This is a genomic window from Fictibacillus barbaricus (genome assembly GCF_031457135.1).
GTDB lineage: Bacteria > Bacillota > Bacilli > Bacillales > Fictibacillaceae > Fictibacillus > Fictibacillus barbaricus_A.
This window is the reverse complement of the sequence record NZ_JAVDWA010000005.1, coordinates 82,448-102,886: the sequence shown is the minus strand read 5'-3', so window position 1 is coordinate 102,886 and position 20,439 is coordinate 82,448. Positions and strand designations below refer to the sequence as shown.

Annotated in this window: 19 protein-coding genes; 7 read left to right on the top strand and 12 right to left on the bottom strand. The window is 38.9% G+C overall.

Features of this window, described 5'->3' with window-relative positions; translation table 11 throughout:
* The first annotated feature begins 63 nt into the window (after positions 1-63).
* Positions 64-564 carry a hypothetical protein gene (locus J2X07_RS14470; RefSeq protein WP_310260115.1) on the top strand — a complete coding sequence of 167 codons (501 nt, stop codon included), beginning with the start codon at positions 64-66 and terminating at the stop codon, positions 562-564.
* A gap of 353 nt (positions 565-917) precedes the next feature.
* Here the strand turns inward: J2X07_RS14470 and J2X07_RS14465 are convergent, their stop codons facing one another.
* Positions 918-1,775 (bottom strand): glycerophosphodiester phosphodiesterase, encoded by an 858-nt coding sequence (locus tag J2X07_RS14465; protein ID WP_310260113.1) that lies wholly within the window; start codon positions 1,773-1,775, stop codon positions 918-920.
* A 477-nt stretch (positions 1,776-2,252) separates the two neighbouring features.
* Between J2X07_RS14465 and J2X07_RS14460 the strand changes: the two genes are divergently transcribed.
* Both J2X07_RS14460 and J2X07_RS14455 read left to right on the top strand, forming a co-directional pair.
* Positions 2,253-2,819, top strand: a complete 567-nt coding sequence (locus J2X07_RS14460; RefSeq protein ID WP_310260110.1) for a glycerol-3-phosphate responsive antiterminator — start codon at positions 2,253-2,255, stop codon at positions 2,817-2,819.
* 268 nt (positions 2,820-3,087) lie between these two features.
* Positions 3,088-4,998 carry a lamin tail domain-containing protein gene (locus J2X07_RS14455; RefSeq protein ID WP_310260107.1) on the top strand — a complete coding sequence of 637 codons (1,911 nt, stop codon included), beginning with the start codon at positions 3,088-3,090 and terminating at the stop codon, positions 4,996-4,998.
* A 114-nt stretch (positions 4,999-5,112) separates the two neighbouring features.
* Here the strand turns inward: J2X07_RS14455 and J2X07_RS14450 are convergent, their stop codons facing one another.
* The 10 genes from J2X07_RS14450 to J2X07_RS14405 all read right to left on the bottom strand — a co-directional run bounded on the left by J2X07_RS14450 (position 5,113) and on the right by J2X07_RS14405 (position 14,716).
* Positions 5,113-5,331, bottom strand: a complete 219-nt coding sequence (locus tag J2X07_RS14450; protein WP_310260104.1) for a helix-turn-helix domain-containing protein — start codon at positions 5,329-5,331, stop codon at positions 5,113-5,115.
* A gap of 10 nt (positions 5,332-5,341) precedes the next feature.
* Positions 5,342-5,821, bottom strand: a complete 480-nt coding sequence (locus J2X07_RS14445; RefSeq protein WP_310260101.1) for a DUF2975 domain-containing protein — start codon at positions 5,819-5,821, stop codon at positions 5,342-5,344.
* A gap of 24 nt (positions 5,822-5,845) precedes the next feature.
* Positions 5,846-6,328 carry a DUF2975 domain-containing protein gene (locus J2X07_RS14440; RefSeq protein ID WP_310260098.1) on the bottom strand — a complete coding sequence of 161 codons (483 nt, stop codon included), beginning with the start codon at positions 6,326-6,328 and terminating at the stop codon, positions 5,846-5,848.
* A 486-nt stretch (positions 6,329-6,814) separates the two neighbouring features.
* Positions 6,815-7,600 (bottom strand): HAD-IIA family hydrolase, encoded by a 786-nt coding sequence (locus tag J2X07_RS14435; RefSeq protein ID WP_310260094.1) that lies wholly within the window; start codon positions 7,598-7,600, stop codon positions 6,815-6,817.
* 115 nt (positions 7,601-7,715) lie between these two features.
* Positions 7,716-8,459, bottom strand: a complete 744-nt coding sequence (locus J2X07_RS14430; protein ID WP_310260091.1) for an MBL fold metallo-hydrolase — start codon at positions 8,457-8,459, stop codon at positions 7,716-7,718.
* 12 nt (positions 8,460-8,471) lie between these two features.
* The gene (locus J2X07_RS14425) at positions 8,472-9,284 is read right to left on the bottom strand and encodes a carbohydrate ABC transporter permease (RefSeq protein WP_310260089.1); all 813 of its coding nucleotides are present in this window, start codon (positions 9,282-9,284) and stop codon (positions 8,472-8,474) included.
* Between the two features lie 16 nt (positions 9,285-9,300).
* Entirely contained in the window at positions 9,301-10,209 is a 909-nt protein-coding gene (locus tag J2X07_RS14420; protein ID WP_396194361.1) for a carbohydrate ABC transporter permease, read from the bottom strand.
* Positions 10,210-10,329: 120 nt separating this feature from the next.
* Complete coding sequence (locus tag J2X07_RS14415) at positions 10,330-11,622, bottom strand: ABC transporter substrate-binding protein (RefSeq protein ID WP_310260087.1); 1,293 nt, start codon at positions 11,620-11,622, stop codon at positions 10,330-10,332.
* Between the two features lie 591 nt (positions 11,623-12,213).
* Positions 12,214-13,344 (bottom strand): alanine dehydrogenase, encoded by a 1,131-nt coding sequence (gene ald, locus J2X07_RS14410; protein ID WP_310260085.1) that lies wholly within the window; start codon positions 13,342-13,344, stop codon positions 12,214-12,216.
* A 139-nt stretch (positions 13,345-13,483) separates the two neighbouring features.
* The gene (locus J2X07_RS14405; protein ID WP_310260082.1) at positions 13,484-14,716 is read right to left on the bottom strand and encodes a PucR family transcriptional regulator; all 1,233 of its coding nucleotides are present in this window, start codon (positions 14,714-14,716) and stop codon (positions 13,484-13,486) included.
* Between the two features lie 129 nt (positions 14,717-14,845).
* Here J2X07_RS14405 and J2X07_RS14400 point away from each other — a divergent pair, with 129 nt between their 5' ends.
* Positions 14,846-16,549, top strand: coding sequence for a M3 family oligoendopeptidase (locus tag J2X07_RS14400; RefSeq protein ID WP_310260080.1), 1,704 nt, complete (start codon positions 14,846-14,848; stop codon positions 16,547-16,549).
* Positions 16,550-16,914: 365 nt separating this feature from the next.
* Entirely contained in the window at positions 16,915-17,448 is a 534-nt protein-coding gene (locus J2X07_RS14395; protein ID WP_310260077.1) for a DUF420 domain-containing protein, read from the top strand.
* A gap of 52 nt (positions 17,449-17,500) precedes the next feature.
* Here J2X07_RS14395 and J2X07_RS14390 read toward each other — a convergent pair whose 3' ends face one another.
* Entirely contained in the window at positions 17,501-18,124 is a 624-nt protein-coding gene (locus J2X07_RS14390; protein ID WP_310260073.1) for an NAD(P)-dependent oxidoreductase, read from the bottom strand.
* A gap of 268 nt (positions 18,125-18,392) precedes the next feature.
* On the opposite strand from J2X07_RS14390, the gene J2X07_RS14385 reads away from it, so the two are divergent.
* Positions 18,393-19,742, top strand: coding sequence for an MFS transporter (locus tag J2X07_RS14385; RefSeq protein WP_310260069.1), 1,350 nt, complete (start codon positions 18,393-18,395; stop codon positions 19,740-19,742).
* 214 nt (positions 19,743-19,956) lie between these two features.
* Positions 19,957-20,271, top strand: a complete 315-nt coding sequence (locus tag J2X07_RS14380) for a hypothetical protein (protein WP_310260066.1) — start codon at positions 19,957-19,959, stop codon at positions 20,269-20,271.
* The last annotated feature ends 168 nt before the right edge of the window (positions 20,272-20,439 follow it).

The window sequence follows — 20,439 nt, the reverse complement described above, 5'->3', positions numbered from 1 at the left end:
GTGAACGTAAGATTTTCACACCTTTTACAAATGATAGTATCAAACCTAAAAGGAGTGAAAGTTATGAAAAAACTAATGCTGTCAGCGATTGCATTTGTGGTGATCACTGGTAGTGCTGCCGTCGTTTCAGCACAAACAGAACAGAATGTGAAGATAGCCGCTGAGAAAAAAGAAATGAAATTCAAAAACATAGAAAACTTTCAGGAGAATGTTCATAAAGCAAATCAGCTTAAAATCGAACAGTTGGAGCTGAAAAAACAGATTGTCCAAAAGCGAGATCAATTATTTGACCTCCATATGAAAGTAAATAAAAACGAGGCTTCAAACAAAAATAATGAAAGATCAGCGTTCAGACAAGATATGAAACAAATCCATCAAGATTTAAGAGCATTGAGAAAAGAATCACATGAAACGAAAAAAGCCATGAGAGAAGCAATGAAGGCGAAAAATATGAAACTTGTCTCAGAAAAAATACAGCAATCATTGGCAATCAATGAAAAAATCAATAACAAGCTAAAAGAAAAAGTGGCAAAGTTAGACGAGATTATAGCCCAACATCAATAAACCAAAAAAAGTGTTGAAGCTCTTATATAAGCTTGAACACTTTTTTGCATTTTATTAGGCGCTTTTCTGAAAGAATTTTGCTTTTAGTATATTTTAGTAAACTTCATATGAAAGTTGATTGAAGTGCAAGGTGCGTGCCTGCCACCTGATTAATCTTCTTGCAAGGCATGCGACGAGGAAGCCCGTTTCGATAGCATTTACTTACAGACGCAGGAGCAAGCATGCTTCACCGAATTGTGATCTTCATCCATCATCTACCGAGGCACACCGCACACCCCCACAGGAAAGCGAGCCACTGCAACGGAAATTAACCTCTTTCAAAAGCTACAATGAATAAAAAACAGACTATTTCATTAATGTGAAGGAACGTAATCTGGATAATTTGTAATAATAGCATCTATATTTGCGTCTAAAAGAGGCTGAACTTCTTCTTTATGACGGACTGTCCAGCCCATAACACCCATATCATGATCATGAATTTTTTTCACTGCTGGCGGATTGATTAAACCTTGATAGGGGTTCACATACTCTGCATACTTAGAGATCTCGTTTAATTTTTCGTTTGTAAGATCTTCCTGATTACCAGTGAGAAGAGCAACAGGAACTTTAGGCAGGAGCTCGTCCATTTTTTTAATGGCATCGGGTTCAAAGGATTGGATGATAATCTTGTCATTATTCGGGTGATCCATTTGGCGGTCTATCAATGCCTTGGCTACTTTTTGTTCGATGTCAGGATAGTAATAAGTTGCCTTTAATTCAACAAGTATTCCTGTTTTACCTCTAAATCTATCGAGAACCTCTTCAAATGTAGGCACTATTTCACCAGCATATTTTTTTGAAAAAGAACTCCCCGCATCAAGCCTGCGAATTTCTTCAAGCGTATGATCTTTTACGTACCCTGAGCCGTTTGTTGTGCGGTCTAACGTCACATCATGCATGACAACTAATTTTCCATCTTTCGTTTCCTGAACATCAAGTTCAATATAATCAGCTTTCATATCAACACTTTTTTGGAAAGATGCCATCGTATTTTCTGGAGCATAGCCAGAAGCTCCACGATGGGCTACTGTTTCTATCTTTCTAGATGGTTCTTCATATGCAACGCTTGGATTAGCAAATAAAGTTCCCATAATACCAACTGAAAAGATCGAAGTAAAAACCGCATTCTTGATGATCATCAATTCCATCCCCTTTAAATGGTCTGTGGTCATCCTGACTGCCTCATGCAAACAGTCAGGATTCACATCCATAATGCTAGCAAAGGCAAATGGAAACGGAATGGTCAGATCATCATGGTTATTTTAAAGAATGAAGGGTCTTTATGAGGATGAATTTTAACAAAAAGCGCTTTTATGAACACATTCTTAAAATGATGTAAATTTTATGAAGTTGCGAGGCTCAGAAAGTTTGATTAAATGTAATGATTTCTCTAGGACATATGATGCTATTTTATAATAAGTCGGTTGTACATCTAATATTTCGACAAAAAATTTCCCGGAAAATACAAAAAAAGAACAGGTGAGACATTGCAGATGCAATGTGCGAAGTGAGCTGCAGCTCAATCCAAGAAGAGGGAACATTATGGACTAGTTCAAGTGCTTTCAAAATAGCACGCAAAAGGATGGCAGGAGAATGTGCAATAATTGTGGAACTTTTTGGTGTATGTCTAATTTAGAAGGAGAATGAAAATGCCCAACATTGTCGATATTGTACAATCACAAGTAATTTCCTCCATTAAAAATGAGAAAGACATCCAACAAGCTATAGCATCCAATGCCAATATTACGTTTCTTTTGACCGGAGATATTATCACTACGAAAGGGTATATAGAGCAATTAAATAAGGCAGAAAAAATGACATTCGTACATCTTGATTTTATTGACGGACTTTCAAATACGAGAAGCGCCATTACATATATAGCGAAAATCTGGAAACCGATGGGGATTATTACAACAAAAAGCAACCTGATTAAGTATGCAAAAGAGGAAGGATTAATGACCGTTCAGCGCTTGTTCCTTATTGATCGAAATGCTTTAAAAAAGGGGATCGAAATCGCTCATCAATGTAAACCAGATGCTATTGAAGTGTTGCCTGGTTTGATGCCTTCGGTTATTGATGAGCTGACAGGATTAACAAACCTTCCTATCATTGCAGGTGGACTCATCAGTAATAAAGAAGAAATTTTGAATGGACTTGAAGCCGGAGCGCTCGCTATTTCATCCGGTGATCCAAAATTGTGGAACTTGGATTTGTAGAGTAAAATCAATTCCTCCTTATAAATTCAGAAAATTCTAAAAATGAGTTGAAAGAATGGTAAAGCTATTGTATAGTATTAATATCCTTATATTTACATAATGAATATTGTCTTCAGGCAGAGAATCGGAGAACCCTGTGGCATTAATGTGTATTGCTTATTTAGTAATGCAGTTAATGGTCATGGGGTTTTATTTGTTTGTAATCACAGAAACACAGGATTCACGGGATGTTTTAGTATATTAAATATTTTATTTGAGGAGGAAGACTATGAAGGTAAGGATTCAAAAATTGATGACGTATTTCGTGATGCTAGTGGTCCTACTGGGATGTTGTTTAGCTCCAGCTCCAAAAATCAGCGCCTTAGAAGGTGTTCCGTCGCTGCTCATAACTGAAATAATACCGAACACGGATAACTATGCAGGCAGCGATGCTTTTGAGTATTTAGAAATCTATAACAATAGCAATCAGCCGATTGATTTAAAAGGTTATCGTGTTCAGTCCGGTAAAATGAACGCAGCTATCCAAGATTCTTTTCTTATTCAGCCGTGGTCTACGAACCTTATGTGGACAAGAACAGATGATGTCCAGTCTATAAGTTTAGAAGCTTTTAATCATAACTATTTTGCTTCATACAAAAGTAAGTATATTAATGAAAACCAAATAAGAATGCTAGAGAATGTTCCAGGAATTGTGAATGGGGGCCAAACAATTAAACTATTGAATCCCCAAGGTAAAGAAGTAATAAAGGTCGTTTATACGGGTGCCGATGTTCTTTTGAAAAAATCAGTTGAATTCGGATATCCCCAAGATGGGAGCACAACGATGAGAAATCTAGGTGGCGGAGCAAATCCAACACCAGGATGGATCATACCGGGACAAGCTCCCCCAAGGCCAGTGACAGATCATGTGTCTCCTGCAGTTCCTTCTAACATTCAAGCAAATGCTGGAGCAGGCGAGATTTTAGTAAAGTGGAACTTAAATGAAGACGCTGATATTTATCGTTATCATATTTATAAGAATGGAGTGCTGGAATATTCAGTAGATCCTTCCAAAAATGAATTTATGATCTCTGGTCTTATGGGGAACAGGGATTACGTGATTCAAATGTCGGCAGAAGATAGTTCAGGAAATGTATCTGAGAAATCAATCCCGGCTGTAGTGCGTCCGTCTCATCAACTCATTACGCAAGAGGAAAGATTGCCTCACATCAAAGATCCAAAATATCAGGACCTCTGGGATATAAGCGATGATGGACCTGTTATTCCAGGATTGATTCAAGATATTGTACCACAGGGAATTACGTATTATAAGAAAAAGGACTGGCTGATCACCGTAAATTATTTAGATGACGGAAGACCTGGAACGCTGACGATAACGGATGCTACTAGTGAAAAATTAATTAAATCTGTCTTGTTATATAACGAAGACGGCACACCTTACACAGGTCATGCTGGCGGGATTACGGTCAGTAGAGACCATATTTGGATTGCCTCTGAACAATTCTTATACCAGCTGAAAATCAGTGATGTTGTGAATGGGGATAACAATGCGGAAATTCATTTTATTAACCAAATCCCGCTGCCGGTAGAAGCTGCCTATAATGTGTATGATGAAGGAATCCTTTGGGTTGGTGAGTTTTATGAAGCAAACGACTATCCTACAGATCCATCTCATCACATCGAAAACCGGGATGGTGTTATGCAATACGCTTGGATGGTAGGCTACGATCTTGAGCGAAATAACGATAATCTTTCGAAGGATCAATGGAATGAGGATCCGACAAAAACCGCAACACCGGATTATGTATTATCGACGACGGATAAAGTTCAGGGTGCCATTGTTCAGAAAATGGGAATCGCGCTGAGCACTTCTTATGGAAGAGGGAATGACAGCGTTCTATATCGCTATGAACATCCGTTAAAAGAAGAGCCTCATGGCAATGTCGTAGTAAATGGAAAAGAGGTACCACTTTGGTTCCTTGATGGTGCAGCCTCGAAACCTCGAGCAAGTATTACAGCTATTCCGATGCCGGAGGGGATTGTAACGGTGAAAAAAGAACTGTATGTCCTGTTTGAATCTGGTGCAAATAAATATCGCTTTACAACCACTTATCCAACGGAACGGATGCTAAAAATAGATCTAAAAACGTTAATGAAAGATGATAAGCAGATGGATTGACCATGAAAAAAGGCTCTCGAATTAAATAACCATAATAAACGCAAAGAAGGGATAGCTTAATCGCTATCCCTTTATCTCATTTCATTATCTAATCATACAAGTTGGTAACTGTTTTTATTGTACGTCATCGTCGCTTTTGTACTCCAAAATATCTCCCGGCTGACAATCCAAAGTCTTGCATATCGCTTCTAATGTTGAAAAACGAACGGCTTTTGCTTTCCCATTTTTCAAAATGGAAAGATTCGCCATAGTAATTCCAACTCTCTCCGAAAGCTCTGTTACACTCATTTTTCGTTTTGCCAGCATCACATCAATATTAATAATAATGGCCATAATCTCCACCTCAGACCGTTAAATCATTTTCTGATTTTATGTTAATCGCTTCTTGCAAAAGTCTTTGGAGAACAGCAGCAAAAACGGCGAGAACCAACGAAGCAAAAGGAATGATCATTCCAACAAATATGAGACCTGGCGCATCGTCTTTTTCTGCCACGAGATAGTAAAGCGGCAAACCTAAGACATGCAAACTGCAAATAGAAATAGCGCAGAATTTGATTTTCATTAAAGCTCGAACAGACAATTCAGAGAAAGCGATGTTCTTGTCAATATAACTTAACAGTTTAAATGTTTGATAAAGGGCGAAGTAAAAAGGGAATGCCCCTCCATATAAAAGGATGAAAATGATATATTTTATGGAATGAATCCCTAAGTAATCTGCTGCCGCATCTGCCAGTTCAGGAACCAGAAAGATGCACAAAGCGAGAACCGGAATTCCAATGAGAATAACAGCTATTTTCATAAATAATGTGGTTGCTATCTTCATAAAAAAACACCTCTCATATAAATGTTAATTGTTTTTTGGCTGTGAGTCCAAGATATTCTTTATTGGTTTCTGAAGAACTGCCACAAAAGCTATAATGACGCTTGTTGCTAAGACTCCCATTAGACCCAGAGATATTGGACCTGCTGCATCATCACCTGTGAATTGAGCATGCACCCTTAAATAAACGATTGCTGCCAAAATAAAGAAAATGACAGTAAAAGCGCATTTCTTTATTACATTCAAAGATTGAAGAGATAACTCAGAGAAAACATTGTTCTTTTCGATATAGGTTAAAAGTTTAAATATTTGGTACAACGCTGCAGAAAAGGTAATACATATTCCATATGCACATACCAAAAGTGGATATAGCGAATAATCACCTGGCCGTTCTATCGCGTCTCTTCTGGCTGCTTCAGGCAACAAATAGATACACACGGCAAGCACTGCAATTCCAATCAGAAAAATGATTACCTTTAAGAAAGTGGTTGAAGATTGTTTAAAATCCATTTAAAACACCTCACTTAGTTAATGACAAGATGATTTTATCATATTAATTTATCGTTTAACAATAAATTAATATTGTTTTATATTATATGATTATTGTGTTGCAATATGTCTATACGTATAAGTGAAGTAATACCAGGGCAATAAAAAAACGTGAATTCATGTGTGAATTCACGCTTGGAATGTATGGTGGAATTAAATTTTGCACCTCACCCGGTTTAAAAAATCCCCTTCTCCTCTTATATTGTTTTTTATTAAGGCTCTTTTCTAAAAGATTGTTGCTAATGGAGTATTTCTGTAATTTAACACCAATGACAAGGCGATTGGAGTGTAAGGTGCGAGACTCCTGCGGGAGCAGCGGGACAGGTGAGACCATTCAATGTCGCAGAGCGACGAGTGGGCTCAACGCACGCCCCGCGGAAAGCGAGCATCCTGAAACGGAGATCAACTGCACTCAAAAACAACAATGATTGCGAAAACAGCCTCCCATTAAACAACTTTGTTGAACAGTATGCCTTTGACTGAGGAAAAGACATAATCAGGCTGCCATTCAGAAGTTAGAACATCGTCAGTCTTTGTAACCCCTGATAACACGAGGGCGGTTTTCATCCCTGCATCAAGTCCCATTTTTATATCCGTTTCAAGGCGGTCCCCAATCATGATACATTGTCCGGGGGGGAGGTTAAGTATATTGATCGCGGCTTCTACCGTTAATATAGATGGCTTCCCAATTTGAATATCGATCTTTTTCCCGGTAACACCTTCTAATGCTCCAATCATCCCTGCACAATCTGGAATCTCCCCAAATTCTACTGGACATGTTCGATCAGGGTTCGTTGCGATTGTCATCGCTCCATTCTTAACCGCCTGATAAGCAAAATTCAAATGGTCATAATGAAAACCACGATCCCAAGAGATAATCACAATATCTGTCTCTTCAGGTTTAATGGCCATTTGAAATCCTTCATTGATGATCTCATCCTTTATAATCTGCTCACCGATTACATAAAGTTTAGATTGAGGATGATTTACTTTTAAATAATTCGTTAATGTTACCGTTGGATTCAAGATATTGTCTAACGTCACATGAATATTAAAATTACTGAGCTTTTCTACGTATTTCTGCCTGGATTCAATGGTTTTATTCGTCAAAAACAAAATGTGCTTTCTGGCATTTTGAAGACTTTTGATCACCAGATCAGCATCTTTGATTAATTGATTTCCGAGATAAATCGTTCCATCCAAGTCAAAAATATAGCCTTTGATATCCTTCATCTCTTCCTCCATCTCAGGAAAAAAATAATCCCTTGAGCTTGACGAATAATCCAACTTAATTGGATGATTCATTACCCAAGGGATTCTCCTGTTCTCTATCCTTGTTCATATTTAGTTATAGTTTGATGCTCATCATTTCTTCTGCTTTTTGAATTTTACCTTTTGTATTTAAACGAGTAAGTTCTTCATCATATGGCTCATGATCACTTAAATGAACTAAAATCACTTTATCAATAGCGTTTAGTTCATAGGATTCGGCAATTTCAGTTAAGCTGGAATGATTAGGATCATGCTTCTTTGCTGTGGTCGCTTCATGAATGAGTACATCAATATGCTGATAGGACTGAATGTGTGCATTGATTTTACTGTCTGCCGAATAAACCGTCAGTTGCTGATCAGTCTTAATTTCCAGTCCAACAGTAGGCACGGAGTGAAGCGCAGGGAAGCAGGAAATACTCATTCCGCTATCTGTCAGCAGTTTTTCGTTTCGATCACCATTAAACGTTCTCGTATGGATTGAAAATTTAATTCCCCATTCTTCGATGCCCATTGTGTCTAACCAGCTGTCGAGCTTTTCTTTATTCCTTTTATCACAATAGATAGTGAGAGGCTTATGCCTGTTTTCCAGCAACATTCCCCACAATAAAGATGGAAGTCCGTAAATATGATCAATGTGGAAATGGGTGAAGATGATGACATCAAGCTCTTCTAAATCAATGTCGAATTGTTTCAGCTTTCTGCAAGGATTTCCGCTTACATCGACGAGAACATGAAAGCCGTTATAAGAAATACAAATAGACGTATTGTCACGTTCAACACCAGGATAGGCACTGCCCGTACCTAAGAAATGTAAGTTCATTTTAACCACCGCCTATTTAATTCCAGAATGCATGAAGCTGGATACGAACTGTTTTTGGAAGATAAAAAATGCAATAAGCAACGGGAAGATAACCATTACGGTTCCGGCGGTTACCATGCCCCATTGAGCTCCTGTTTCGTATGACTGGGCAAATAAAGCTAATCCGACCGTTAATGGCCGATTTTCATCAGAATTTGTAATAATTAACGGCCACATAAAGTTGCTCCAGTGATGGCTGACGGACACTAATGCAAAAGCAAGATAGGTGGGCCGGGCAGATGGAACATAGACATGCCATAAGGTCTGCCACCATTTGGAGCCATCAATTTTTGACGCTTCGTCTAAGTCGTAAGGAACTTGCTTAAATGTTTGCCTTAATAAAAACACCCCAAAAGCTGAAGCCCAATAAGGGAGCATTACGGCAAGCTTCGTATTTACTAAGCCCAACTGACTCATAATCTGATAGTTTGGAAAGAGAAGGATTTCCGGCTGGATCATCAATTGAAGCAAAAATAAAAGAAACAGCACATTTTTTCCTTTGAAATTTAATCTTGCAAAAGCATAGGCACCGAGAGTAATCGTAAATAATTGAACGATTAAAATTCCGAAAACAATAATAAAAGTATTTAAATAATAGGTTAGGAACGGGGCGACATGCCAGGCATCTTTATAGTTTTGCAGTGTTGGATGGGAAACCCAAAGCGGAAAGGAGTTTCCAATCACTTCTTTACTCGTTGAAAAAGAAGTGATGAGTACCCAAAACAAAGGAATAAAGAATATGATTCCTAAAAGGATGATGAAGAAGTAATTAAGTTTTTTGTACAATGAAATCCCTCCCTTCCTAGTAATGGATTTTCTTATCTAAGAACAAGTAATTGAATGCGGTAATACTTAATAGAACGGCGATTAAGACGACCGTTAAAACAGCTGCTTTACCTAGGTCCCAATTTGTAAACGCTGCTTCATAAATATGATAAAGCAAAAGGTTACTGGCATTATCAGGTCCGCCTTTTGTCATAATGTATAAATGATCTACGTTTTTAAACGCATTTGTGATGGCTACAATCATGACGAAAAGAGTAGTCGGCATTAATAAAGGAAAAGTGATATAACGGAACATCTGAAAAGGTTTAGCTCCTTCAATCATGGCAGACTCATAAACGTCTTTCGGCAAATTTTGCAATCCAGCTAAATAAAAAATCATATAGAACCCTGTATCTTTCCAAATGATCATTAGTATCATGGCGATCATGACTGTACTTTGACTGCCTAGCCAGTTTGGACCATGTGCCCCTATTCCCTGCAGGAATTTTGCGAGAAGACCGTATTGTGGTGTATAGATGAACAGCCAAATGTTGGCCACTGCAATCAATGGAATGATTGTTGGATAAAAGAAAGAGGTTCTAAGCAATGCGCTGCCTGCCATTTTTTTATTAAGCCAAATCGCTAGATACATAGCTAAAAATAAACTTGCGGGAACAGTTCCGATGATAAAAAGGATGTTATTCAAGATTACTTTTCTAAAGATTTCATCTGATAAAACGTCTTTGTACTGATCCAAGCCAGAAAATTCAAGTCTCGTCATCGGACCGCTGTAAAAGCTTAAATAAACGGATTTTAGCGTTGGATAAAATGTAAATAATGACAGGAAGATAAAAGAAGGCAGTAACAAAAAATAAGCAAACATATTCTGATTGGATCCAGAACGTAACTTTTTTCTGTTTTTTGTTACGGGTGCATGGTTTAGCATGGCAGCTTTTTTATATGTTTCTGGTGTGTTATTCATAATGGTTATAACAACCCCCTATCCTTTGTGAAGAAAGAAGCTCAAATTAATTTCTATATTAACTTGAGCTCCGCATATTGTTATTTAGTCTTGAAATGGTTTTAAAACTTTTTCAGCGTCTTTCTGGGCTTTATCTAAGCTCTCATCTACACTGCTTTTTCCTGTTAATACAGCCTGGATTGCATCATTGAATATTTTTTGGACTTCACCGTTTTGATAGGTTGCCAGTTCGCTGTCGGCGTATTCCAGCTGCTCGCGCGCAATAACAGCTTGAGGGAAATCACTTACATATTTTTTTAGTTTATCTGTTTCATATGCAGACTTTCTCGTAGCTACATAGCCTGTATCGATCGACCATTGTGCTACACGCTCAGGTTCTGTTAAGAATTTCATGAATTTAATCGCTGCTTTTTTATTTTCTTTTGGCACACCTTTAAACATATAAATATTTCCGCCGCCAGTAGGTGAACCATACTGATTGTTTGCCGGCAAGTAAGCTACTCCAAAATCAAAATTAGCATTCGTTTTAACGTTTGTTAAGTTTCCAGTCGTATGATACATCATGGCTGTTCTTCCACTTAAGAAATCAGATGGGACAGTAGCCCATTCAATCGTTCCTTCAGGCATCACTTTGTGCTTTTTGCTTAAATCCAAATAAAATTGCAAAGCTTCCTTTGTATACGGCGCATTAAAATACGTTTTCTTACCATCTTCAGACATGATGTTTTTCTCAGTTTGTAAAGCAAGCGCTTGAGTCATCCAATATTGATAGCCGGTACTCGGGATTTCCAGACCCCATTGATCTTTGCCGCCATTGACCGTTAATTTCTTGCCATAATCGACTAGCTCATCCCACGTTTTTGGCGGAGCATCAGGATTAAGTCCTGCTTTTTTGAAAGCATCTTTATTGTAGTAAAGGACGATGGTACTTCTTTGGAACGGAAGGCTCCAAACCTTATCGCCAACCTTTGAATTCGCCATAAAAGCCCCATAAAAATCATCAAAATACTTTTTATCAAATAATGGAGTCATTTCTTCGATGACATCGTTTTCTCTTAAGGTAAAAAGATCGATAGAAAATAAAACGGCTAACTCAGGAGGATTTCCGCCTTGGACTGCAGCCATTACCTGTGTCATTGTTTCTGAGTAACTGCCTCCGTACCTGGCATTCACTTTAATATCAGGGTTTTCCTTTTCAAAGTCTGCCACTAAATTGTCCACAATTTTAGCAACATCCCCACCGACAGCAACAGGGAAGTAGAAGTCTATTTCGGTAGTTCCCTTTTTAGATCCTCCATCGCCATTACTTGTACCGCTGCTGCAGGCTGCTAGAAATACGAGCAGCAAAGCAGTTAACAATGAGAACAACTTTTTCATCCATAACTCCTCCTTAAAAGTGGTTTTATAAATAAAATAAATAAATCCCCATGAACAATAAAACGTATTACACAACGTAATACACTTTATTGATCACAGGGTTCTCCGCATCTCTACCCCAAGACAATAATGTCCTGTAAATTATTTGATTATTTATAATAATAAAACAATTCTATTTAGTTGGCAATCATTATTTGTATGCGCTTACAAAATTTATAAGAAAGAGTATTTCGATAAGCTTTGCTGATCTTGAAAATGATTAATTTACGCTACAGATGCTCGCTTTCCGCAGGGTGTGCGGTGAGCCCTCTCCGTACGACTAAAAAATCACTCTATAGAAAGGCTATTTTCTTGCTTTATTAACTTCTTTGACAGTTGATAAGAGTGGAAGGTGTGAGACTCCTGCGGGACAGGCGGGCAGGTGAGACACTTATACGTGAAACATACGAATGTGGCTCACCGCCTGCCCCGCGGAAAGCGAGCACCTGGAACGGGAAATCAACTACTTTCAAAACAAGCAACAATGAATACGAATACAGCCTTTAGAAAAAAACCTCCCTATCAAAGACAGGGAGGTTAGAAATCGAGTAATTATACTGTTTGAATCGCTTTTTCTAAAGCTTCTTCAGCTGTTACGTAGTCATATCCAAGGTCTGTTGCTACAGCTTCATATGTTACAAATCCGCCGGCAGTGTTAAGACCTGATTTTAGAGATGCGTTTTGAGCGATAGCAAGTTGTGCACCTTTGTTAGCGATTTGAAGTGCGTATGGTACTGTTGCATTTGTCAGCGCGATTGTAGAAGTACGCGGAACTGCACCAGGCATGTTTGCTACTGCATAGTGAACAACACCGTGCTTGTCATAAGTTGGGTTGTCATGCGTTGTAATACGGTCAACCGTTTCAAAGATTCCGCCTTGGTCGATTGCAACGTCAACGATTACAGAACCAGGTGTCATTGCTTTGATCATTTCTTCAGTTACAAGTTTAGGTGCTTTTGCTCCTGGGATAAGAACGGCACCGATTACTAGATCAGATTCAGCAACTGCTTGCGCGATGTTTAATGGGTTAGACATCAATGTTTGGATGCTGTTGCCGAAAATGTCGTCTAATTGACGAAGACGGTCTGGGCTTAAGTCGATGATCGTAACGTCAGCGCCAAGTCCGATTGCTACTTTAGCAGCGTTCGTACCTACAACACCGCCTCCGATGATTGTTACTTTACCACGACGTACACCAGGTACTCCTGCAAGAAGGATTCCTTTTCCGCCTTTTGGCTTTTCAAGGAACTGTGCACCGATTTGTGCAGACATACGTCCAGCTACTTCACTCATTGGTGTAAGAAGCGGAAGTGTGCGATTGAACTCAACTGTTTCATAAGCGATTGCCGTTACGCCGCTTTCAGTAAGAGCTTTCGCCAATGCCGGTTCAGCTGCAAGATGAAGATAAGTGAAAAGAATAAGATCTGAACGGAAGTATTTGTACTCAGACTCTAAAGGTTCTTTAACCTTCATGACCATTTCTGCTGCCCAAGCGTCTTTCGCTTCTGCTACGATTTCTGCTCCTGCTGCTGCGTAATCTTCGTTTATAAATCCGCTGCCAACACCTGCATTGTTTTCTACAAGTACTTTGTGGCCTGAAGCTGTTAAAGTAACAACACCAGATGGCGTGATTGCGACGCGGTTTTCATTGTTTTTAATTTCTGCTGGAACTCCAATAATCATTTGTGAATCCTCCTATATAAATAAACTGTTGATTGCGTTTTCAATTGTGATTTCAGTATAAGAGGGGAAGAGATGTATTTCATTGTTAGGAAATCAAAAAGTAAAAAAAAGCATTTGTGAAGTTTCACAAATGCAAGTCCTAAAATATCCTATTTAACTTAAAATCAAGATAAATCATGATCTTTTGGTGGGGGCTTTTTAAATCAATGTTGGTGATTTCACTTATCCGCTTAAGACGGTAGAGGAGTGTGTTCATGTGTATGTGAAGCACTTCGGCAGCTTTATTTAAGTTTTCATCAAGCGTTAAATACGTTTCGAGTGTGTGATATAGCTCTGTTTTATGGAGGCGGTCATAGTTCTGCAATTTTGCCAGCATTTCGTTCTGGTAGCCTTGTCTTTGTTGTTTTTCATAAATGCTGTCTAAAAATTGATAAATGCCGAGTTCATGATACCCGTTGAGGGATAAAGTTTCTCCGCCGAGTTTTTCCTGAACAGCTAATACGGTTGATGCTTCTTTATAGCTTTTCTCGACTTGTGAAAACGAAGTGACGAGACTGCCATATGCTGCTTTCACTTCTGATACGGAAAACCGTTCCTTCATATGAGTAAAAAAAGATTCGACAAACGATTTTGCAAGATCCAAAGAAGGCTCTTTTCCAACAGGTGAAGCCAGCATTAGCATTTGATTGCTGTCAGCTGCTGATAATAGTACGTTTATCTTTTGGTTAACAGCCGCAATGTATAAGATGTCTTTTTCCAATGACGGTGAAATCTCTTCTTGCAGCTGTAAAATAAAAACAGATGCCGGTAATACAGGCAATATATTTAATTCGTGCAGCTTTTCTAGTATCAATTCTTCTTTTGGAAGATTGCCGGTCAGCATTTTCCAAAAAAGCTCTTGGCGGTTTTCTTCCTTCTTTTTTGTACCGATCTGCATTTGCAGTAATTGGCTTTTGGCGGAAACGGCTGCAAGCTTCAGCATCTCCATCTCGTCTAGGGAAAGTTTTTTCTCCACTTCAAGAACCCAAATATACCCAAGGACTTCGCTGTTTTTTCGAATCGAAACAGCTACACGGTCTCCGAGTCCTACTTTTTGTATAGAAGTAACACGAACAGGGTCATCACTTTCTTGCAATTTCGGAATGACGCCATCTTTCCAAAGACTGTTCACGACTTTTTCAGGAACTCGTCTGCCAATGATCGTCGCAATACGTGCCGGATCTGTACCGTCTTCATGTGTACTGTATGCTAGCAGCCTGTGGTTATGGTCCTCGATTGTTACAGGACAAGAGAGAACATCACTTATTTTATCTGCCAGGTTTTCAAGGCTTCCGAAGGTCCCTTTAAAAGGGTCTGTTTGATAATCTTTCATACGAATCTCCTGCCTCACATTCTATTATGTTTATTTTAACAAAGTATAGGAAACTTAACAGGATAAAAAGGGGTTAGTGAACAATATGTAGAATTTGTAAATACAAAATAATGTTTGGAGGCAATAACCATGAAGTTTAGTGAGTTTACATATGAAAGACCGGATATTAACGAATTGAAATCGGCTTTTGAAGCGGCAGTACAAATTTTTCGTGAAGCTTCTTCCGCCGACGAACAAAATGAGGCGATGAAAAAAGTCGTTTCACTGCGGAACAGCTTTGAGTCAATGGCAAGGTTAGCGAAAATTCGACACACAATCGATACGGAAGATGTGTTTTATAAGGATGAACAAGCATTTATGGATGAAAATCTTCCCGTTTATCAAGGCGTGGTTACAGCTTTTCACGAAGCTCTTGTTGCGTCCCCTTACAAAGATGAGCTGGAACAAAAATGGGGCAGCCAGCTGTTTCGATTAGCAGAATTAAAGGTAAAAACGTATTCTGAAGATGTGCTGGAAGATCTGAAGCAGGAAAATAAATTAAGTTCTGAATATGTGAAGGTAATGGCGTCGGCAAAAATCAAATTTGACGGAAAAGAACTGAACCTGGCACAGTTAGCACCGTATGTTCAGTCACCAGACCGCGAAACGCGAAAAGCGGCGTCTTTTGCTGCGAATGGATTTTTAAAATCAAATGAAGAAAGATTCGACATGATTTACGATGAATTAGTAAAGCTGCGTACACAAATTGCGCACAAGCTAGGTTATAACAATTTTACTGAACTCGCTTATGATCGTATGGGAAGAACGGATTACAATGCGTCAGATGTAAAAGTATTCCGTGACCAGGTAAAGGAGATCATCGTTCCGCTTTGTACCAAATTGAAAGAACGTCAGCAAAAGCGAATCGGTCTTGATGAGTTAAAGTTTTATGATGAGCCGTTCAGTTTTACGACGGGCAACCCAAAACCACAAGGGGATGCCAGCTGGATCGTTGATCGTGCAAAAAAAGTGTTCTCTGGACTAGCGACAGAAACTGGAGCTTTTTTCAACTATATGGCTGTAGATGAGCTGATGGATTTAGAAAGCAAAAAAGGCAAAGCGCCTGGCGGATATTGCACGTTCATTCACGATTATCAGGCACCGTTTATTTTCACAAATTTTAACGGGTCAGATAATGATGTTCGCGTGCTGCTGCATGAGATCGGTCATGCGTTCCAAATGTACACGAGCCGTGGCTACGAAGTGCCTGAATATCAGTTCCCAACATTGGAAGCTTGTGAGATTCATTCTATGAGCATGGAATTTTTAACGTATCCGTGGATGAAGGAGCTGTTTGAACAAGATACTGAAAAATATTTGTATTCCCATCTTACTGGAGCAGTTGAATTCATTCCTTACGGTGTAGCAGTGGATGAGTTCCAGCACTTTGTGTATGATAACCCGGACGCGACGCCGGCGGAGCGCCGCAAGATGTGGAGTACGTTAGAGAAAACGTACTTGCCGCACCGTGATTATGATGACTTGGAGTACTTGGAAAGCGGCGGTTTCTGGCACAGACAAGGTCATATTTTCCGTTCACCTTTTTATTATATCGATTACACGCTTGCTCAAATTTGCGCGTTGCAGTTCTGGAAGCGTTCTGTGGAGAACCGAGAACAGGCGTGGGAAGATTATTTCGCACTTTGCCAAAAGGGAGGAAGTCTTCCATTTACAAAACTAGTAGAAGAAGCCGGCCTGATCTCGCCGTTTGAAAAAGGCTGTGTTGCATCGGTTGTTGGAGAAGTAGAGAAGTTTATTGAAACAGTTGATGAAAAGAAGTTTGTCAAAGCGTGATTTACTATTTTGATAAGGGAGACCCAAAAGCGCAACTTGCAGCTTTTAGGGTCTTTTTTAACGATTGAATATTGTCGAATACAGTCGGCTCATGGGTATGTTATAAAAAAGTGTGGGATGAAAGCTCAAAAGTGTGGGATGAAAATCAAAAAGTGTGGAAAAGGACAGTAAAAGTGTGGAAAGAGTACATTCATCAGTACCATTTGTTAATCAAGAGCTAAAAAATGGATTGTCATCAGCTCTAACTTTGAAGAATTCATGACACTTGGCTGGTAAGTGCAGAATGAAGGACGTATTGGGTTTGTGAATAGTGGGCAGAGTGGTAAAATAAGTTGTACTATGAGATGAAAAGGAGTCTTGAAATCATGGCTGAACCGAAACAGCGTAATTATACACCTTTAATTATCGGATTATCGATAGCGATTAACGTTTTAGTAGCTGTATTGTTTTTCTTGCCCGAATATAAGGGAGAAATAACATTTGATGTAACGTTGCTTCCGCGTTTGAATGCTATATTTAACAGCTTTACATTCGTGTTTTTAATAGCTGCGCTTTATTTTATTAAGCAGAAGAACATAACGCTTCATAAGCGCTTCATCTTTGCGGCATTTACGAGCACAACGCTCTTTTTGGTGTCATATGTAACGTATCACTATTTAACGGAGACGACGAAATATGGCGGTGAAGGTCCGTTAAAGTATATTTATTTCTTTATTTTGATCACACATATTCTGCTCGCAATCGTTATCGTGCCTCTTGCATTAATTACCGTGACACGCGGACTGAACATGCAGGTGGAAAAACACCGTAAGATCGCACGCTGGACAATGCCATTATGGCTGTATGTTAGTTTAACAGGTGTACTTGTATACTTGTTAATTTCACCTTATTATACGTGATAAAAAGAAAAGGCTTATTGCTAAAGAAGTTATTAGCAAAAGCCTTTTTATTTTAATACGCTAATCCAACTCGTGATTGCAGGAAACGTGGTTCTTTTAAGAGAGAAAAGGTGAAATGGGCTGTGTCGCCTGTTGTGATGCGTGAACCTTCTTCTGGTAAATAGTCTTTTTCAATCCGGTATACACCCGTTGCTTCTCCATCCGGAAGATAGGTTGGGCAGACGATCGTCCAATCCAGTCCGCTTTCTTCTAAAATAGTAAAAGCTTTATGATGGTCTTCAGCTGCGCGTGTTAATGTACGCTTTGATTCAGAAGATTGGTATCGCAATACGCCAGGTTCTGCACGGCTTTCTAAAATGCCTGCAGTTCCGATTGTAATGATTCTCGAAATTCCTTCTTTTTTCATCGCCTCGACAAGGATTGGAATGCTCTCTGAAAGCACATTAGCTCCATCCGTTGAAAGTGCACTTACGACGAGATCACATTCTTTTATTGATTGTACAACGTCGTTTTTATGCAATACATCACCTTTTGTATAGCTGATTCGCTGATTTAAGTTTGGCGGTATTTTTTCAGGGCTACGAACGAGTGCATGTAGATAAAACCCATCTTCCAAAACGTATTCTGCCATTTTACTTCCCACTCTTCCGGTCAATCCAAGCATTAATATTTTCATGAAAGAATTCTCCTTCTATCTGTATTTAAAAGATCGTGCACACGCAAAGAAATATTCTTTATCCATCATATCATTTCTACTAGGCAGTCTTTTAGCTGGGTATATTTATGAACATCATATGTCTTGCATTGCCATACCCGTTTTTTCGGATAGGGATTTTATTTGATCATTCTTAATAAGGTGAAAAATACATAAAGCAAAATAAGTGCCAAATTTTTGGAGGCAGTGGTAAGATAGGGATATTATTTTGCTAAAAAGAGGTGACCGTGTGTCTGGCAGTGAAGAACAGTATGGGGTGATACAGGAAAACAGAGTAATTCCGTTATGGAGTTTAACGGTGTGGCTCGTGGTTATGAACACGACAATGTTTAATGTCGCCCTTCCGAGTGTTATTGCGCAATTTGATTTAAGTCCTACCGCGGGTTCCTGGATTGTATCTGGTTATTCGATTGTATTTGCCTTATCGACCATTACGTTCAGCAGGCTATCTGATTTTATTCCTATAAAACAGCTATTGTTTACTGGACTTATTATACTTGGGATAGCTTCAATCACCGGGTATTTTGCAAATAGTTTTATCTTTGTTTTAGTGAGCCGTCTCGTCCAAGCAATGGGGGCGGGAGCTGTACCAGGTCTTGGGATGGTGCTCGCAACCCGTTATATTCCGATTTCAAGACGGGGTAAAGCCATGTCATTGATTTCATCCGCCGCATCGCTTGGCTTTGGGTTAGGTCCAGTAATAGGCGGAGGACTGACACAGCTAATGGGATGGAACGTTCTTTTCATCGTAACAGGACTTGTGTTGTTGCTTCTCCCAGTTTATAAAAAATATTTGCCTCTTGAAACAAGAAGACCTGGCTCGTTTGATTTTGCTGGCGCATTGTTAACTGGCGGAGGAGTAACGTGCTTTTTGCTTTATTTATCTTCCTTTTCTTTTTTGCTGCTCGGTCTAAGTGTGCTGTTTTTTACAGGACTTATATTTTATTCGAAGAAAAAGAAAGACCCTTTTATCCGTGTCGATCTGTTTAAAAACGTTAAATATGTCTCAATTCTTTTTATTGGTTTGTTTGCGTTTATGACACACTTTGCTTTTTTGTTTGTGATGCCTGTCATGCTTTCTAATTTGTTTCATAAAGAACCGGCAGTCATCGGCTTTGTAATCTTTCCGGGTGCCATGCTTTCTGCCCTTGCTGCCATATTTGTAGGGCGCTGGATTGACAGGTTCGGTAATCTGCCCGTTATGCGGATGGGGCTATTTTCTTTATTAGTATCAGCCGTCTTGTTTTCTCTTTTTGCGACAAAAGCTTACTATTTAACGGCTGTCTTTTATATGTTTACGAGTATCGGATTTTCGAGTTTAACTTCAAGTCTAGCAAATGAAAATTCCAGGATTTTGGACGAAGATGAAGTAGGGTCAGGTATGGGCATGCTTCAGCTGATTCAATTTTTTGGCGGTGCATTAGGAGTGGCAGTTGCCGGTTTATTAATCCAAGGACAAAAAGGATTGGAATTATCGGTCGTCTTCCGCAATGTATTTCTTTTTTATGTGATGCTGCTGTGTATAGCAGTTACCATTTACTACTTAAAAATAAAGAAAAACAGCGTAAAATCCATCTGATTATAGGATGGATTTTTTAAATGGTTACTTTTAATAGGGAGGAATTGAGTAAACCCCCTGAGAGATAAATAGAAATGAACAAGGGAAATAAATTGTTGGGGGACAGTCCCGGGACTGTCCCCCTTTAAAATAGTTGTAGAACTTTGTCAAATTACGCCGATATTCTTATAGGGGATCTAATCACAGCAGACAGGGAAAGGAAGATAAAATTTTCGTGGAAAGAAATAAGGAACTGATCGATTCATTATTGAGATTTCAGGAGCTACTAGACACGCAGCCAGATCATCCTGATTCCATCCCGGTATTTACAGCACACATCCGTTCTTTTCTAAAAATTAAACCGATAGGGAGAACATTACCGACTATTGAGATGATGACTCTTTTTAAAAAGAGAAAACCGCAATTATTTTATATGCTAAAAAGATATACGAAAGACGACGTTCTAATCATGCTCACCTGTTTAAATATGGATTATGATCAAGCGTTATCTAGAATTGACCGTATTTTGATGGGGGAAGTCATTGCTTAAACAGCGATGGCTTTTATTTTTTTGGATGTTGTCAAAACTTATAGAAAACAGATCGGGTCTCAATAACGTCCTATGCTCGACTTCAAGGCTTTATTTAGGATAGTATAAGGTCATCAATAGTATTAACGAGGACATATAAGAAGATTTTAATAAAAGGCTGTTTTCTAA

Excerpts from the sequence above, each read along its gene's own strand:
- J2X07_RS14430 (WP_310260091.1), bottom strand. The coding sequence starts at position 8,459 with ATGAACTTACATTTCTTAGGTACGGGCAGTGCCTATCCTGGTGTTGAA.
- J2X07_RS14400 (WP_310260080.1), top strand. The coding sequence starts at position 14,846 with ATGAAGTTTAGTGAGTTTACATATGAAAGACCGGATATTAACGAATTG.
- J2X07_RS14435 (WP_310260094.1), bottom strand. The coding sequence starts at position 7,600 with ATGAAGGATATCAAAGGCTATATTTTTGACTTGGATGGAACGATTTAT.
- J2X07_RS14460 (WP_310260110.1), top strand. The coding sequence starts at position 2,253 with ATGCCCAACATTGTCGATATTGTACAATCACAAGTAATTTCCTCCATT.
- J2X07_RS14455 (WP_310260107.1), top strand. The coding sequence starts at position 3,088 with ATGAAGGTAAGGATTCAAAAATTGATGACGTATTTCGTGATGCTAGTG.
- J2X07_RS14405 (WP_310260082.1), bottom strand. The coding sequence starts at position 14,716 with ATGAAAGATTATCAAACAGACCCTTTTAAAGGGACCTTCGGAAGCCTT.
- J2X07_RS14470 (WP_310260115.1), top strand. The coding sequence starts at position 64 with ATGAAAAAACTAATGCTGTCAGCGATTGCATTTGTGGTGATCACTGGT.
- J2X07_RS14420 (WP_396194361.1), bottom strand. The coding sequence starts at position 10,209 with ATGCTAAACCATGCACCCGTAACAAAAAACAGAAAAAAGTTACGTTCT.
- J2X07_RS14465 (WP_310260113.1), bottom strand. The coding sequence starts at position 1,775 with ATGACCACAGACCATTTAAAGGGGATGGAATTGATGATCATCAAGAAT.
- ald (WP_310260085.1), bottom strand. The coding sequence starts at position 13,344 with ATGATTATTGGAGTTCCAGCAGAAATTAAAAACAATGAAAACCGCGTC.
- J2X07_RS14415 (WP_310260087.1), bottom strand. The coding sequence starts at position 11,622 with ATGAAAAAGTTGTTCTCATTGTTAACTGCTTTGCTGCTCGTATTTCTA.
- J2X07_RS14440 (WP_310260098.1), bottom strand. The coding sequence starts at position 6,328 with ATGGATTTTAAACAATCTTCAACCACTTTCTTAAAGGTAATCATTTTT.
- J2X07_RS14390 (WP_310260073.1), bottom strand. The coding sequence starts at position 18,124 with ATGAAAATATTAATGCTTGGATTGACCGGAAGAGTGGGAAGTAAAATG.
- J2X07_RS14395 (WP_310260077.1), top strand. The coding sequence starts at position 16,915 with ATGGCTGAACCGAAACAGCGTAATTATACACCTTTAATTATCGGATTA.
- J2X07_RS14450 (WP_310260104.1), bottom strand. The coding sequence starts at position 5,331 with ATGGCCATTATTATTAATATTGATGTGATGCTGGCAAAACGAAAAATG.
- J2X07_RS14445 (WP_310260101.1), bottom strand. The coding sequence starts at position 5,821 with ATGAAGATAGCAACCACATTATTTATGAAAATAGCTGTTATTCTCATT.